The sequence below is a fragment of the Lysobacter sp. Soil_C_59 genome, from assembly GCF_057656415.1.
In genome coordinates, this window is the sequence record NZ_JBDGKK010000002.1 from 291,118 (window position 1) to 304,966 (window position 13,849).

The following is a 13,849-nucleotide window of genomic DNA, read 5'->3' on the forward strand; positions in this document are numbered from 1 at the left end:
CACCCGCCGGCCCCACCCGGCACGGAGCGGCATGGACCTGCACATCCGCCAGCTTGGAAAGCGCTACTCCGGCGTTGCCGCGCTCGATCGGGTCGACCTCGACGTGGCCGCGGGCGAGCTGGTGGCGCTGCTGGGCCCGTCGGGCTCGGGCAAGACCACGCTGTTGCGCGTGATCGCGGGCCTGCTGCATCCGGACGAAGGCCGTGTGCTGTTCGGCCAGGACGATGCCACGCGCCTGAGCCTGCGCGAGCGCAATGTCGGCTTCGTGTTCCAGCACTACGCGTTGTTCAAGCACATGACGGTGGCCGAGAACATCGCCTTCGGCCTGTGCAGCCGTCCGCGCAAGCGTCGGCCGGACAAGGCGACGATCGCGCGTCGCGTCGAGGAACTCCTGGGCCTGATCCAGCTGCCGGAATTCGGCGGGCGTTACCCGGAACAGTTGTCGGGCGGTCAGAAGCAGCGCGTGGCTTTGGCACGCGCGTTGGCGATCGATCCGACCGTGCTGCTGCTCGATGAACCGTTCGGCGCGCTCGATGCCAAGGTGCGCGTCGAACTGCGACGCTGGCTGCGCCAGCTGCACGAGCGCACGGGCCAGACCACGCTGTTCGTCACCCACGACCAGGAGGAAGCGCTCGAGCTGGCCGACAGGATCGTGGTGCTGCGCGATGGCCGCATCGAGCAGGTCGGCACGCCCGACGAGATCTACAGCGCACCGGCATCGGACTACGTCTTCGATTTCATCGGCCGCGCCAACGTGTTCGAAGGACGCGTCGACCAGGGCCAGTTCCGCATCGCCGGCCATGCCATTGCGCTGCCTGCGCAGGGCGTCGCCGATGGCCCGGCGCGGCTGTACGCGCGGCCGCACGACATCGCCCCGGCCACGCCGGAAGCCGGCATCGCCGCGCTCGTCATCGCCGCCCACCGCCTGGCCGACCGCATCACCCTGGAGCTGGCGGTGGAGGGGCAATCGCGGCCACTGGAGCTGGATTTCGTCGCCTCGCCGGGCGTGACCACGCCGGCGCCGGGCAGCACGATCGGGCTGGAGCCGCTTCGGTACCGGGTGTTTGCTGCCTGAGCCTGGCAGGGAGCACGGATTCCACCAGATCCCGCACCGGACGCCCCTTCCCCGGGGCGTACAATGCCGCGCCATGAGCAGCTACCCCTACGTACGCCCGCGGCGGATGCGCCGCGATGAGTTCTCGCGCCGCCTGATGCGCGAGTCGGTCCTGACCACCAACGACCTGATCTACCCGGTGTTCGTGCACGAACGCGACGGCCGCGAGCCGGTCGCCTCGATGCCCGGCGTCTCGCGCCTGTCGATCGACGAACTGCTGCGCGAAGCCGAAGTCGCCGTCGAACTGCGCATCCCCGCGATCACGCTGTTCGGCGTGCCGTCCGACGGCAAGACCGCCGACGGCGCGATCGCCTGGAGCGAGGACGGCGTCGTCCAGCGCGCGGTGCGCGCGCTCAAGCAGCGCTTCCCGGAACTGGGCGTGATCACCGACGTCGCCCTCGACCCCTACACCACCCACGGCCAGGACGGCCTGATCGACGACAGCGGCTACATCCTGAACGACCAGACCGTCGACGCACTGGTGAAGCAGGCGCTGTCGCACGCGCAGGCCGGTGCCGACGTGGTCGCACCGAGCGACATGATGGACGGCCGCATCGGCGCGGTGCGCGGTGCGCTGGAAGAAGCTGGCCTGGTCAACACCCGCATCCTCGCCTACAGCGCGAAGTATGCGAGCGCGTTCTACGGCCCGTTCCGCAGCGCGGTCGGCTCGGCCGCGGCGCTGGGCAAGGGCAACAAGTACACCTACCAGATGGACCCGGCCAACGCCGACGAAGCGCTGCAGGAAGTCGCGCTCGACCTGGCCGAAGGTGCCGACATGGTCATGGTCAAGCCGGGCATGCCGTACCTGGACATCGTGCGTCGGGTGAAGGATGAGTTCCGCGTGCCGACCTACGTCTACCAGGTCAGCGGCGAGTACGCGATGTTGAAGGCGGCCGCGCAGAACGGCTGGCTCGATGAGCGCGCGACGGCACTGGAAGCGCTGCTCGCGTTCAAGCGCGCAGGGGCCGATGGCGTGCTGACGTATTACGCACTGGATGCGGCGCGCTGGTTGCGCGAGATGGGCTGAGCAATTGGCCCCTAGAAACAGCCCGTTTTCCCCGTAACCGCCGGGGCCTTCATCCGGTAGATGTCGTACTTGCCCGCCTTCGGCGACTTGGCCGTGCCGGTCACCAGCAGCTCGCCTGGCTTGTTCCAGTCCAATGCCGGGCCGAAGGTGATGCCATCTTCGGTGTTGAACGAGAGCTTGAGCGGCTCCGCGTCGCCGTAACGCTTGCCGTCGCACTGGGCGACAAACAGACGGACCGGCTGGTCGTTCACGTTCTTCGAACGGGTGAAGACGATCGCCTCGCCATCGCCGAGCCATGCCGGGTCGAGTTCGTCGCCGGAAGTATTCACGCCCGGCAACGGCTTCGCATCGCTGAACGCATTGCCGTCCCAGCGCGCCACGAACAGGTCCTGGCGGCCGGCGCCGCCGCGGCCGTCGCTGGCGAACAGCAGGTGGCGACCGTCGCGACTGGGGGTCGGCGCCCATTCGTTGCCGCGCGTGTTGACGCCGGGGCCAAGGTTCTCCGGCTTGCCGTAGCCACCACCGGCCAGCACTGCGGCCCGGTACAGATCGTCGCCGCCCGCGCCGCCGGGGCGATCGGAGAAGAAGTACAGCCAGCGGCCATCGGCGCTGAACAGCGGGTCGTAGTCCTTGGAGGCTGAATTGATCGGCAGCGGCGTAGCGGCCTGCCAGCGGCCGTCCTTCAGTGTCGCCTGCCACAGGTCGCGGCCACCGGGCCCGCCTTCACGGTCCGTGCTGCCCCAGACGATACGCTTGCCGTCCGGGCTGACGCTTGCACGCACTTCGCTGGCTTTGGTCGATACCACGCCCATGCCTTCGATACCGAATTCGGACAGGAAGGCCGCCGCCGGACCGGACATGAACCAGGCGCCCAGCGCCAAGGCGGGGAGTAGACTCAAGCCCTGCAAGGCCGCTGCACGTCGCATGGAACGTTCTCCTGTGTCTGTGGCCGCAAGTCTAAGCGAGGGTGCCCGTGTCCAATTTCGCCTCTGTCGCAAATCCCGCCATCGTCAAGCGCTTCGCGGTCATCGGCCATCCGGTGGCGCACTCGCTGTCTCCGAAGATCCATGCGGCATTCGGCAAGCAGACCGGCATCGCGCTGGAATACATAGCGCTCGACGCCGCGCCGGAGCACTTCGACGCGCTGCTGGCGGAATTCGCGGCCGAGGGCGGCCTGGGCGCCAACGTCACCCTGCCGCACAAGACCCGCGCCGCGGCCAGTTGCACCACGCTGACCGAGCGCGCGCGCCGCGCCGGCGCGGTCAACACGCTGATCCGCTCCGCCACCGGCTGGGAAGGCGACAACACCGACGGCGTCGGCCTGGTCCGCGACCTCACCGAGCGTCACGGCCTGGACCTGCGTTCGCGCCGCACCCTGCTGCTCGGCGCCGGTGGCGCCGCGCGTGGCGTGGCACCGGCCCTGCTCGACGCCGGCATTGGCGACCTCTTCATCATCAACCGCACGCCCGAGCGCGCCGACGCGCTGGCCGACGTGCTGGCCCAGCCCGGTCGCGTGCACCCGCGCTATTTCAGCGACGTCAATTCGCTGGGCATGTTCGACCTGATCATCAATGCCACCTCGGCCGCGCGCGATGCCGCCCTGCCGACGCTGCCCGTCGCACTGGCCGGCCCGCGCACGGCGGCGGTGGACCTGAGCTACGGCGAGGTCGCGATTCCCTTCCTGGCCTGGGCCCATGCAGCCGGCGCGCACGATCGCATCGATGGCCTGGGCATGCTGGTCGAGCAGGCCGCCGAAAGCTTCCAGCGCTGGCACGGCGTGCGGCCCGATACCGACCCGTGCTTCGAGTTCCTGCGCGAGCATCGCGCGGTGCTGGTCACCGCGGACTGATCGCGACGACATACGGTTCAACAGATGGATTGCCGCGCCCACTGCGGCGCGTGCTGCATCGCGCCTTCGATCACCTCGCCCATTCCCGGCATGCCGCACGGCAAGCCGGCGGGGATGCCGTGCGTGCAACTCGATGACGAGCTGCGCTGCCGGCTGTTTGGCCGACCGGAGCGTCCGGCGTTCTGCGCGTCGCTGCGCCCGACGCAGGACATGTGCGGCAGCGATCGCGACGAGGCGATGGCGGAGCTGGCGGAGCTGGAGCGATTGACGCGCCCCTGAACTGTAGGAGCGAGCTCGCTCGCGAACGGGCGGTCGGCCACAGTCAAATTCTTCGCGAGCAAGCTCGCTCCCACATGGGCAGCGGCTACGCTATGGCTTCCTCGCCGCCCCGAATCCCATGAAGCTCCTCGCCGCGCTGTTGCTCTCGCTACTCCCCTTTACGTCCCACGCCGGCAACGGCGACGAACTGATCCGCAATGTCGGCGCCATCGATCGCGGCACGCTGGCTGCGGCCAATGCCGGGGACTTCGAGCAAGGCGAGTTCCTCGCCGGCGATGGCACGCGTATCCGCTACCGGCTGCTGCCGCCGCTCGATCCCAGGCCGGGTCAGCGTTATCCGCTCGTGCTGCAACTTCACTCCTCAGGCGGCATCGGCAGCGACAACGCCGCGCAGATCGAGCGCCTGCCGTTGAGCTGGGCGATGCCCGACGTGCGCCGCCGCTATCGCGCCTACGTGCTGGTGCCGCAATTCGAGGAGCGCAGCGCCAACTACGATTCGCCGACGCATCCGCAATCGGCGGTCGCGTCGCCATCGCTGTCGACGGCACTCGACCTGGTCGAGGACTTTGCCTCCCGGCATCCGGTCGACCGCCAGCGCATCTATGCAGTGGGCTTCTCGATGGGCGGCTCGGCCACCTGGCTCGCCGCGGCCGCGCGGCCGCAGCTGTTCGCCGCGATCGTGCCGGTGTCCGGCATCGCCCCGGCCGACGAGTCGGCATCAGCGCTGGCCGGCATGCCCGCGTGGGTTATCCATGGCAACGCCGACACCGAGAACCCGATCGACGCCGACCGCCGCCTCGTCGCCGCGATCCGGGCGAAAGGTGGTCACAAGGTCCGCCTGCGCGAGTACGAAGGGCTCGATCACCGCTTGCCGGCCGACATCTATCCGGGCGACTGGTGGCGCGACTGGTTGTTCTCCCGCCGCCGACGCTGAACAGGGAGTGCGCCAGTGCTGTCCCGGCGCGTGTTTGCCGCCCCGCCCGAACTGCCATAGGCTGCCTGCGGGGACCGGGTGGGGAAACATCGGACCAGCCGGGCTTTGGGTAGTGGGGACTATCTCAGGGGGAAGGCATGGCAAGTCACGTCAAGGCAGCACACGCACACCGGATGATCGCGGGTATCTACTGCGTCGTCATGGTGATCGCGGCGATCTTCATCTACGCAGCAGTCAGCAACAATCCGCTCATGGTGATCGCGATGATCGCCGCGCCGTTGGCCATTCTTGCGGCCGCACACTTCGCGATTGCAGGCAGTGTCGATGCGTGCCGAGCACGTACCGCATCGTTGGTGCTGGGCGCGGTGACGATGCTGGTGATTCCGATCGGCACCGTCATGGGCATCTACATCATCAAGTATTCGCTTGGCGAGTGGGTGCCGGAGAAGCGTCTGTCGGAATCGCTGGCCGATGGCTGGCCGCAGAGTCAGCACGAGGCGGCGTGAGCCCGAAGAGGCAAGTCACGAGGGAGCGGGTCGACTCATCGCCCGCTCTCTCCGTTTTAGCACTCTGACCCCGTTTTAAAGCAAGCCGTCGCGCTTGACTGACAGGTACTTCTCCACCAGTGACGCGGCGAGTTTGTCGCAGGCCACGTCCAGCACCATCACGCCGTGATTGCGCAGCGCCTCGTGCGCGGCATTGCGCTGCTCTAGGTATTGCGCGGTGGCACCGGCGCGGATCGCCTGCGACAGGTCCTGCACGGTCTCGCCCAGGGCGCTGTCGAGCGATCCTTCGCGCAGGCTCGCCACGCAGACCAGATGCCGCTTGCGCAGCATCTGCACGGCGGCGAGCACGTCGTCCATGTCCTCGTCGCGCAGGTTGGTCACCATCATCACCAGCGAACGGCGGCGCTGGCGCAGTGACAGTTCGGTGGCCGCGGCGAGGAAGTCGGTGGCCACCGGCTGCGGCTGCAACGCATAGCTGGCGCGCAGCAACTCGTCGATGGCGCCGACACCGCGGCGCGGTGGCACCCAGCAGCTGGCGCCGCCGCTGGCGAGCAGCCCGACCGCATCGCCCTGGCGCAGCGCCAGGTAGGCGACCACCAGCGAGGCATCCAGCACGTGGTCGAAATGGGCCATCTCGCCGTCGCGTGCCAGCAGGCGGCGGCCGGTGTCGAGCAGCAGCACCAGCTGCTGGTTCTTCTCGTCCTGGTACTCGCGCGAGATCAGGCGTCGGGCACGCGCGGTCGCCTTCCAGTCGATCTGGCGCATGCTGTCGCCGATGCGGTACTCGCGCATCTGGTGGAAGTCGGTGCCTTCGCCGCGACGCCGGCGCAGGTGCGCGCCGACCAGGCGCGATGCCTGGTCGGCACTGAACATCGCAAAGCGCGCGAGCGGCGCAAAGTTCGGAAACACGCGTACCGCCTGTTCCACTCCTGCCACCCGCGAGTGCCACCACAGCCGCAGCGGCGAGTGCAGGCGCAGTTGCACGCCCTCGAAGCGGAAGTCACCACGCGCACTGGCGCACAGGTGGTAGTCAAACGAGGCCGCTTCGCCGGGGCGCAACTGCAGGCGACGCGGCAGTCCGTGCATGCGCCAGCCGCCGGGGTGCAGATCGAACACGTCCAGGCGCTGGCGATGCGCGTCGCTTTCCAGGTCCAGGGTGACCGGGCGCTCGATGCCGATCGGCCAGGTATCGGGAATCCTGCGCTGCACGCGCGGCGTGGGTCGCTGCAGCAGCCGCGCGGCGTCGAACAGGACCAGCAGCAGCAACCCCAGCCCGGCCGCGGACCACGCCTGCAGCGGCGCAAGCTTGAACGCGACCACGACGCCAAGCCCCGCCCACAGCATCAGCAGCCACAGCATCGCTGGTGCGGGGCGTGGCAGCGAGCGGCGCACGGCGACGTCGTCAGCCATGTCGCTCACGCCTGGTCGTGCGCATCATCACTTGCGCGGTGCCTCCACCTTCGACAGCAGCGCGTGCAGCACGTCGTCCGGCGACTGGCCTTCGATCTGCAGTTCCGGTGCCAGCGCGATGCGATGGCGCAGCGCGGGCTTGGCGATCTCGCGGATGTCGTCGGGCGTGACGAAATCGCGGCCGGCGAGCACCGCCTGTGCACGTGCCGCGCGCACCAGGGCGAGGCTGCCGCGCGGACCGGCACCGAGCGCGATGCCGGCCCAGTCGCGGGTGGCAGCCACTATCCGCACCGCGTAATCGATCACCGCGTCGTCGACCGTCGTCAGCGCCGTGCCTGCCTGCATCGCCGCGATGTCCTGCGGGCCGAGCACGCGCTGCACCTGCGACAGGTCGAAGTCGGACGCACTGCGGCCCTGGCTGACCGCGGCGACCATGCGCTTCTCGTCGGCGCGCGAGGGATAGCCGATCAGGATTTTCAGCAGGAAGCGGTCGAGCTGCGCTTCCGGCAACGGATAGGTGCCTTCCTGTTCGACCGGGTTCTGCGTGGCCAGGGTCAGGAACGGCGGCGACAGCTGGAAACTGTGGCCTTCGATGGTCACCTGCAGTTCGGCCATCGCCTCCAGCAGTGCCGACTGGGTCTTGGCCGGGGCGCGGTTGATCTCGTCGGCCAGCAGCAGGTTGGTGAACACCGGGCCGCGGCGGATGTTGAAGGTCTCGCTCTTGGGGTTCCACACCGCGTGGCCACTGATGTCGCTGGGCATCAGGTCAGGGGTGAACTGCACGCGTGCGTAAGTGCAGTCCAGCGCCCGCGACAGCGCGCGCACCAGCAGCGTCTTGCCCAGGCCGGGCACGCCCTCGATCAGAACATGGCCGCCGGCGAGCAGCGCGATCAGTATCTGGTCGAGCACGTCGGCCTGGCCGATGAAGGCCTTGCCGACCTGCTCGCGCACCTCGGCGGCGCGTTCGGCCAGCGCGGCACCGGTGATCGGGACTAGTGGCTGGATGGTGTCGGCGTTCATGGCGTGGACTCGTGTGAGTGTTCTATCTGGGCGGTCACAGCTGGTTCCTCAGGCGCACCAGGGTGGCGATGCGGCTGCGGAACGCGGCGTGGTCGCGTGCGGTGGGCGTGGACAGGGCGTCGCGGATCTCGGCAGCCGGGACGCTGAAGCGTTCCGACAGCATCACCACCTGCGCTTCGCCGCCGAGCGCGGCGGCCTGCGGGTCGCGGCGGCGCAAGCGCGCAAGGAAGGCGTTGCGCACGGCTTCATGCAGGAGGTGGGCGTAGCCATAACGGTAGACATGCTCGCCGCTGGCGACGACGTGCTCGAGCAGCGAGCGGCGTTCACTGGCCGGCGCCGGCAACTGCGGACCGAAGCGCTGCGCGCGCAGCCACAGCCAGGCAAGCAGTGCCAGCAGCAGCGGCAGCCAGGCCATCCAGCTGTCGAACAGCAGCGTCCACCAGAACGACGGCATGTCGGCGGCGTAGATAAGGTGCACGGTGCCGGCGCGATAGTTCGGCGCCAGCAGCTGGCGCGTCAGCGCGATGTGCGGGCCGTCCTTGAGCGAATCGTTGTCGAGGAAGTCGAAGTCGGAAAGGACGTCGACGTAACCCCGGCCATGCACGAGCCGCATGTAGACATTGCCGCTGCTGTCGGCCCAGCCCAGCGCGAGCTCGCCGGCAGTGCCCAGCAACTGCGCGCGGCGGCTCCGGCAAAACTCCACGTGCGGGTTTTCGCCGCGCACGTCCCAGCCGGTGCACTTGCTCGGCGTGGTGGCCGGGATGACATCGAGCTGGGTCAGCACGGGCACGACGGTGCCGGCGGCGAACGGGCCCGGCGGCGGTGTGCGCACAAGCAAATGCCCGCCGCGCGCCACCCAGTCGAGCAGCTCGCGGCCTTCGTCTCGGCTGAGCGTGCGCGGGTCGCGGTACAGCAACACGGTGTCGCGCTCGCCCAGGGGATGCTTGCCGCGCTGCAGATTCGGACGCGCCTGCGCCTTCACGCCATCGGCAATGAGGGCAAGCTTCAGGACGTACAGCGGATTGCTGCGCGCTTCGCCGGTGCGCGGCAGAGGCACCGTTTCCTCGACTCGCTCGTAGTTGCGCAACCACCAGGTCACCGCGAGCGCGAGCAGGCCCAGCACCACGACGACGATGACGGCGACCCGCACGTTGTGCCGGCTCATGCCGCTACTCCCGCCGGTCCGGCGACCGGCGCCCAGGCGAAGCGACGCGCCAGCTCATCGATCAGGCCATCGAGCTCGTCGCCTGCGGGGAACCGCTGAGCGTAGGCGGCGTACTGCCAGGTGCGCACCGCCTGGGCGAAGACGTCGCGGTCCTCGGTGTGGGCGAGCTTGCGCGATGCGCGCAGGCATTCGGACTCGGTCGCGCCTGGTACCAGCGTGGCTCCGGTGCGCACCACCATCGCCTCGACACTGGCCCGGTACAGCAGCGCCAGCGCCTCGCGCTGCCGGCCTTCGCGCCAGAGCCTGCGCACCACCGCCGGGACGTCGTCGGGCAACGGCAAGTCAGGTTCGGCGAGATCGGACAAACGCAGTCCATCCAACTCGCGCGGCTCGCGGGCAACGCCGTCGCGGAACCAGACCAGCCAGCGTGGCGCGGTCAGCGCCAGGGCCAGAACCAGCACGCCAAGCACGATCCACAGGCCGAATTCGCTGAGCAGCGCCACCGCGTTGCCAAGCCAGCGCATGTCGTTGTCGTCGCGCTTTTCCTTGTCTTTGGCCTTCGGATCGCGCGCTTTCCAAGTGGCAACTGTGCGAGTGGGGCTCACGGTCGGATCGGTGTAGGCCTTGGCGACCGCCTTGCGCAGGCTGGCGTCGTCGACGAGGGCGCGGCCGAAGATCTGCTCTGGCGTGACACGCGTGATCTTGTTGCCGACGCGTGGCTTCCCGGCGACATCGGGTGCGACTTCGCTGCGGGCCGCCTCCTCCTGTACCCGCTGCGCGCGCGAATGCTGATCGGCCTGCTGGGCGTGCGACGCCACAGGCATGACCGCGAACGCGAATGCCAGCAGCAGCGCCGCCGCACCGGCATTGGCCAGGCGCGCACCGAGGCGACGCAGCGCCAGTTCGATATCCCAGGCTTCGATCTCGGTGCGCCGGTTGAGATACAGGCCCAGGCCGGCGCCGACATAGAACGGTTCGATCAGGCTGGTCGCGGCCCAGGCCAGCAGGTTGCAGACCAGGCGCAGCCAGTCGGGCATCTCGCGCAGGATCGCCAGCATGGTGCTGCCGAACTGCGAAAAGTACTCGTTGGGCACGAACAGCATCGCCCCGCCGAGCATGCCGAGGAAGAGGGCGCCCTCGAAGCTGGCGCAGATCAGCGTCAGCGAGGAGGCCACGCCGTAGGCAGGCGCCCCGAGCGTGCGGCGGCGCGCGCCGGCTTCGCTTCCACGGCTGCCCTCCAGCAGGTCGACGGGCAGGTACATCGAGCGAACAGGACTCAGGCGGCGCCAGGTCAGGTACGGCAGCAACCAGCGCAGGCCCCAGCTGCGTTGCGCCTGCAGCGTCTGGCGCATGGTCGGCACCTCGCCGAACACCGCGCGCGAAAGCACATGCAACGGGACACGATCGAATGCCGGCTTGAGCCACCACATCAACAGGCCGGCCAGCCACACCTCATCGATGGCCCACGCCAGCGCGTTGACCACCAGCAGGATCGGCAGGGTCAGCGCCAGCCATGGCTTCCAGATCGCCGCCGCGTGGCGACGCGTGAGCGCGGTGCCCAGCTCGACCGCTTCCCACGCGGTGCGCGGTCGCAATGCCACGGTCAGCGATTCGATCCTCATGGCGCGCTGGCGTCCAGGCGCACGAGCTTGTTGCCGCCGAGGTCGCCTTCAACGAAGTCGCGGTTGCGTCCGCCCAGCCCCAGCCACAGGAACGTCAGCGTCCACAGCACGCCGCCGACGCTGTACTTGATCCACGCCGGCATCCACGCGATCGACGACCAGAACGCTTCGACGAACGCCGCGAACACCAGCATCGCCAGCACGCCCAGGCACAGCAGCGCCCCGCGCCGGCCGCCATCGACCAGCGCGTCGATGCGCCGCCGCTGGCCTGGCGCGACCAGGTTCAAGCCCAGCCGCAACCCGGCACCGCCGGCTATGACTATCGCCGTGAGTTCCGGCGCCGAATGGCCAGCGACGAAGCGCCAGAACGGGTCGCCGTGACCAACCGCCTGCAGGTGGCCAGCGACGCCGCCGATCACGACGCCGTTGACGATCAGCACCACCACGGCGCCGATGCCGGCGACCAGGCCGCTGGCAAACGTGCGGAAGCCGATGCTGACGTTGTTCCACACGTAGTGGCCGAACATCGCCACGTCGGTGCCGTTGTCGCGTCCGAGTTTCCGCACCGGGTCGTCCGGGTTGTACATCGCCTCGAACTGCATCAGCTGAGCCGGATCGAACAGCGACGACGACAGCTCCGGCGTCAGCTGGATGGCCACGAACACCACCAGCAGCGGCAACCAGAACAACAGCGCCGACGCCGCCATGCAGCCGGCTTCGGCGCGCACCAGTCGCGGAAACCCGGCCAGCAGGAATTCGACTGCACGCTGCCATCGCGGTGGCGGCGTGCGATAGAGCAGGCCATGACCGCGCTGCATCAGGCCTTGCAGTCGATCGGTGACCAGCGGGCTGTAACCGCGTCGGCGCGCCAGCGCCAGCTGCTGGCACAGGCGCCGGTAGCGCGCCGGCATCTCATGGTCGGGCAGGCCCTGCCATTGCCGTCGCGACATTCGCGCCTGGCGGGCGCTGTCGCTGCGTGTGTCGAGCCATTTCTCGAACGAGACCCATTCGGCCTGGTGGCGCTGGATGAAATGTTCCTGCCGCATCTCAGCGTCGCCCCAGCAGCCAGTTGGCGATGCCGTACAGGCGCGTGACCGCGAGCGTGCCGCGTGCGCCGGTGAGCGGGGTGGCGAACTCGGCCAGTTCTTCCTGGCGCGCCTGGGTCAGTCGTGGCCCGCGCTCGGCAAAGGCCACCAGCGCGGCCTGTTCGTACGGCTGCAACAGCACCGGCGGTGCCATCACCAGGTTGACCGGCATCGCTACCGCTGGCGGCTTGCGCGTTTCGTGCACGACCAGGGTGCCGGCGACCATGTCGCCAATGCGTCGGCCCCAAGGGTCGAGCAGGCTGCTGACGAGCCCCGCGGCGTAGACCATGGGCAGCATGTCGACCACGCGCAACAGGTTGCGCGTGAACGCCGCCAGCCAGCCCACCGGCGCGCCGTTGCCGGCCACCACGCGCAACCCGAGGGCGCGCTTGCCTGGCGTGCGGCCGTCCCACAGCGCTTCGAACAGCACCGGGTAGAACCAGTAAACGAGGAACACCAGCACCGCGTAGAAGCCGAAGCCGCTGCGCCCGAGCACGCCCAGCACCATGGTTGATGCCAGCACGATGCCCAGCCGGATCATCAGGTCCAGCAACCATGCCAGCGCCCGCGGCACCGGACCGGCCGCAGGCAGGTGAAGGGCGACGCCTTCGGGCGTCACCACTTCACGGTACGTGTCGAGCATCACCTGGCGGCGACCAGAGTCTGAAGATCAGGCGTTGACGACCATCGTGTCGGCAATGTGGTCGTGCAGGCAGCGGCGCTGCTCGCCGAAGATCCACAGTATGTTGGCGAGGCTGAAGATCCAGCCCAGGTACGGGACCGCGCCGATCAGGCCCGGCACGAAATAGCGCAGCCAGAACAGGCGACCCAGGCTCGCGCGCTCGCCGTCGGTACGGACGATGCGGATGCCGATCGTGCGCTTGCCGATCGTCTGGCCCTCGCGGCTGAGCAGCATCAGCGTGTAGATGAACAACGCGATGTAGCCGACCACGCTCAGCAGCACCAGTGACCCGCCAAGTTCGCCGATGCTGCGCGTGGCCGGGTTGAAGCGGAATACGCCGATCAGGGCCGGAATGGCGATGACCAGCGACACGCCGGCATCGACCAGCGCGGCCAGCAGCCGCGGCAATCGCCCGGCGGTGACCATTTCGTCGTCAAAGCGTTCGGCGGCGGTGGGCTGCACTTGCGCCGTCGGCGCCGCATACGGGTTGCGGTATTCGAAACCTTCCATGTATCCCCCATTCCCTTGCGGGAAGTCCTTGTGGATGCGGTGCCCGCGACCCCCTGCCGCGGCCTGCCGCGCCGCTACCCTGCCATCCCGAGGTAGCGGTCCTTCAATCGTACATAGTGCTGGGCGCTGTAGTGCAGCTGCTCGATCTCGCGCTCGCTCAGCCGGCGCACCAGCCGGGCCGGGTTACCCAGCCACAGCTCGCCCTCGCCGACCTGCTTGCCCGGTGCGATCACTGCCCCGGCGCCCACGAAACCATAGCGGTGCACGCGGGCGCCGTCGAGCACCCGGGCGCCCATGCCGATCAGGCAGAAGTCGTCGAGGGTGCAGGCGTGCAGGATGGCGCCATGGCCGACGGTCACGTCGTTGCCGATCACGGTCGGCACGCCGCCCGGTTGGGTAAACGGGCCTTCGTGCGTGACATGGACGATGGTGCCGTCCTGGATGTTGGTGCGCGCGCCGATGTGGATGCTGTTGACGTCGCCGCGGATCACGCACATCGGCCAGATCGAAACGTCGTCGCCCATGGTGACCGCGCCGATGACCACGGCCGATGGGTCGATGTAGACCCGGTCGCCGTGGCTGGGAAACGTGTCGAGGTAGGGGCGCATTGTCATGGCCCGATTCTAGCGGGAGGGGCCAGCTGGAA

General features: G+C 68.8%; 15 protein-coding genes. 6 read left to right on the top strand and 9 right to left on the bottom strand.

Features of this window, described 5'->3' with window-relative positions; genetic code table 11:
* Positions 1-31: 31 nt before the first annotated feature.
* Together AC3A3Q_RS04810 and hemB are read left to right on the top strand one after the other, a co-directional pair.
* Positions 32-1,075: a sulfate/molybdate ABC transporter ATP-binding protein gene (locus AC3A3Q_RS04810; protein WP_487585508.1), complete on the top strand. Its 1,044-nt coding sequence runs from the start codon at positions 32-34 to the stop codon at positions 1,073-1,075.
* A gap of 73 nt (positions 1,076-1,148) precedes the next feature.
* A complete protein-coding gene (gene hemB / locus AC3A3Q_RS04815) occupies positions 1,149-2,141 on the top strand; it encodes a porphobilinogen synthase (RefSeq protein WP_487585140.1) in 993 nt (330 codons plus the stop codon).
* A gap of 11 nt (positions 2,142-2,152) precedes the next feature.
* Here the strand turns inward: hemB and AC3A3Q_RS04820 are convergent, their stop codons facing one another.
* Entirely contained in the window at positions 2,153-3,067 is a 915-nt protein-coding gene (locus AC3A3Q_RS04820; protein WP_487585141.1) for a TolB family protein, read from the bottom strand.
* Between the two features lie 80 nt (positions 3,068-3,147).
* Here AC3A3Q_RS04820 and aroE point away from each other — a divergent pair, with 80 nt between their 5' ends.
* The 4 genes from aroE to AC3A3Q_RS04840 all read left to right on the top strand — a co-directional run bounded on the left by aroE (position 3,148) and on the right by AC3A3Q_RS04840 (position 5,709).
* Positions 3,148-3,990 (top strand): shikimate dehydrogenase, encoded by an 843-nt coding sequence (aroE, locus tag AC3A3Q_RS04825; protein WP_487585509.1) that lies wholly within the window; start codon positions 3,148-3,150, stop codon positions 3,988-3,990.
* Between the two features lie 24 nt (positions 3,991-4,014).
* Positions 4,015-4,269, top strand: coding sequence for a YkgJ family cysteine cluster protein (locus AC3A3Q_RS04830; protein WP_487585142.1), 255 nt, complete (start codon positions 4,015-4,017; stop codon positions 4,267-4,269).
* Between the two features lie 118 nt (positions 4,270-4,387).
* Complete coding sequence (locus AC3A3Q_RS04835) at positions 4,388-5,203, top strand: carboxylesterase family protein (protein ID WP_487585143.1); 816 nt, start codon at positions 4,388-4,390, stop codon at positions 5,201-5,203.
* 137 nt (positions 5,204-5,340) lie between these two features.
* Positions 5,341-5,709 (top strand): hypothetical protein, encoded by a 369-nt coding sequence (locus tag AC3A3Q_RS04840; protein ID WP_487585144.1) that lies wholly within the window; start codon positions 5,341-5,343, stop codon positions 5,707-5,709.
* 75 nt (positions 5,710-5,784) lie between these two features.
* On the opposite strand, the gene AC3A3Q_RS04845 is transcribed toward AC3A3Q_RS04840, so the two are convergent.
* The 8 genes from AC3A3Q_RS04845 to AC3A3Q_RS04880 all read right to left on the bottom strand — a co-directional run bounded on the left by AC3A3Q_RS04845 (position 5,785) and on the right by AC3A3Q_RS04880 (position 13,817).
* Entirely contained in the window at positions 5,785-7,119 is a 1,335-nt protein-coding gene (locus AC3A3Q_RS04845; RefSeq protein WP_487585145.1) for a DUF58 domain-containing protein, read from the bottom strand.
* Positions 7,120-7,146: 27 nt separating this feature from the next.
* Positions 7,147-8,139, bottom strand: coding sequence for an AAA family ATPase (locus tag AC3A3Q_RS04850; RefSeq protein WP_487585146.1), 993 nt, complete (start codon positions 8,137-8,139; stop codon positions 7,147-7,149).
* 34 nt (positions 8,140-8,173) lie between these two features.
* Entirely contained in the window at positions 8,174-9,304 is a 1,131-nt protein-coding gene (locus tag AC3A3Q_RS04855) for a DUF4350 domain-containing protein (RefSeq protein WP_487585147.1), read from the bottom strand.
* A complete protein-coding gene (locus tag AC3A3Q_RS04860) occupies positions 9,301-10,926 on the bottom strand; it encodes a DUF4129 domain-containing protein (RefSeq protein WP_487585148.1) in 1,626 nt (541 codons plus the stop codon). Before AC3A3Q_RS04860 ends, AC3A3Q_RS04855 begins: the two co-directional genes overlap by 4 nt.
* The gene (locus tag AC3A3Q_RS04865; protein ID WP_487585149.1) at positions 10,923-11,972 is read right to left on the bottom strand and encodes a stage II sporulation protein M; all 1,050 of its coding nucleotides are present in this window, start codon (positions 11,970-11,972) and stop codon (positions 10,923-10,925) included. The genes AC3A3Q_RS04860 and AC3A3Q_RS04865 overlap by 4 nt, the downstream gene beginning before the upstream one ends.
* A gap of 1 nt (position 11,973) precedes the next feature.
* Positions 11,974-12,654 carry an RDD family protein gene (locus AC3A3Q_RS04870; RefSeq protein ID WP_487585150.1) on the bottom strand — a complete coding sequence of 227 codons (681 nt, stop codon included), beginning with the start codon at positions 12,652-12,654 and terminating at the stop codon, positions 11,974-11,976.
* Positions 12,655-12,681: 27 nt separating this feature from the next.
* Positions 12,682-13,203, bottom strand: a complete 522-nt coding sequence (locus AC3A3Q_RS04875) for an RDD family protein (protein ID WP_487585151.1) — start codon at positions 13,201-13,203, stop codon at positions 12,682-12,684.
* 74 nt (positions 13,204-13,277) lie between these two features.
* Entirely contained in the window at positions 13,278-13,817 is a 540-nt protein-coding gene (locus AC3A3Q_RS04880) for a gamma carbonic anhydrase family protein (protein WP_487585152.1), read from the bottom strand.
* Positions 13,818-13,849 lie beyond the last annotated feature (32 nt).

Excerpts from the sequence above, each read along its gene's own strand:
- AC3A3Q_RS04810 (WP_487585508.1), top strand. The coding sequence starts at position 32 with ATGGACCTGCACATCCGCCAGCTTGGAAAGCGCTACTCCGGCGTTGCC.
- hemB (WP_487585140.1), top strand. The coding sequence starts at position 1,149 with ATGAGCAGCTACCCCTACGTACGCCCGCGGCGGATGCGCCGCGATGAG.
- AC3A3Q_RS04820 (WP_487585141.1), bottom strand. The coding sequence starts at position 3,067 with ATGCGACGTGCAGCGGCCTTGCAGGGCTTGAGTCTACTCCCCGCCTTG.
- AC3A3Q_RS04830 (WP_487585142.1), top strand. The coding sequence starts at position 4,015 with ATGGATTGCCGCGCCCACTGCGGCGCGTGCTGCATCGCGCCTTCGATC.
- AC3A3Q_RS04835 (WP_487585143.1), top strand. The coding sequence starts at position 4,388 with ATGAAGCTCCTCGCCGCGCTGTTGCTCTCGCTACTCCCCTTTACGTCC.
- AC3A3Q_RS04840 (WP_487585144.1), top strand. The coding sequence starts at position 5,341 with ATGGCAAGTCACGTCAAGGCAGCACACGCACACCGGATGATCGCGGGT.
- AC3A3Q_RS04845 (WP_487585145.1), bottom strand. The coding sequence starts at position 7,119 with ATGGCTGACGACGTCGCCGTGCGCCGCTCGCTGCCACGCCCCGCACCA.
- AC3A3Q_RS04850 (WP_487585146.1), bottom strand. The coding sequence starts at position 8,139 with ATGAACGCCGACACCATCCAGCCACTAGTCCCGATCACCGGTGCCGCG.
- AC3A3Q_RS04855 (WP_487585147.1), bottom strand. The coding sequence starts at position 9,304 with ATGAGCCGGCACAACGTGCGGGTCGCCGTCATCGTCGTCGTGGTGCTG.
- AC3A3Q_RS04860 (WP_487585148.1), bottom strand. The coding sequence starts at position 10,926 with ATGAGGATCGAATCGCTGACCGTGGCATTGCGACCGCGCACCGCGTGG.
- AC3A3Q_RS04865 (WP_487585149.1), bottom strand. The coding sequence starts at position 11,972 with ATGCGGCAGGAACATTTCATCCAGCGCCACCAGGCCGAATGGGTCTCG.
- AC3A3Q_RS04870 (WP_487585150.1), bottom strand. The coding sequence starts at position 12,654 with ATGCTCGACACGTACCGTGAAGTGGTGACGCCCGAAGGCGTCGCCCTT.
- AC3A3Q_RS04875 (WP_487585151.1), bottom strand. The coding sequence starts at position 13,203 with ATGGAAGGTTTCGAATACCGCAACCCGTATGCGGCGCCGACGGCGCAA.
- AC3A3Q_RS04880 (WP_487585152.1), bottom strand. The coding sequence starts at position 13,817 with ATGACAATGCGCCCCTACCTCGACACGTTTCCCAGCCACGGCGACCGG.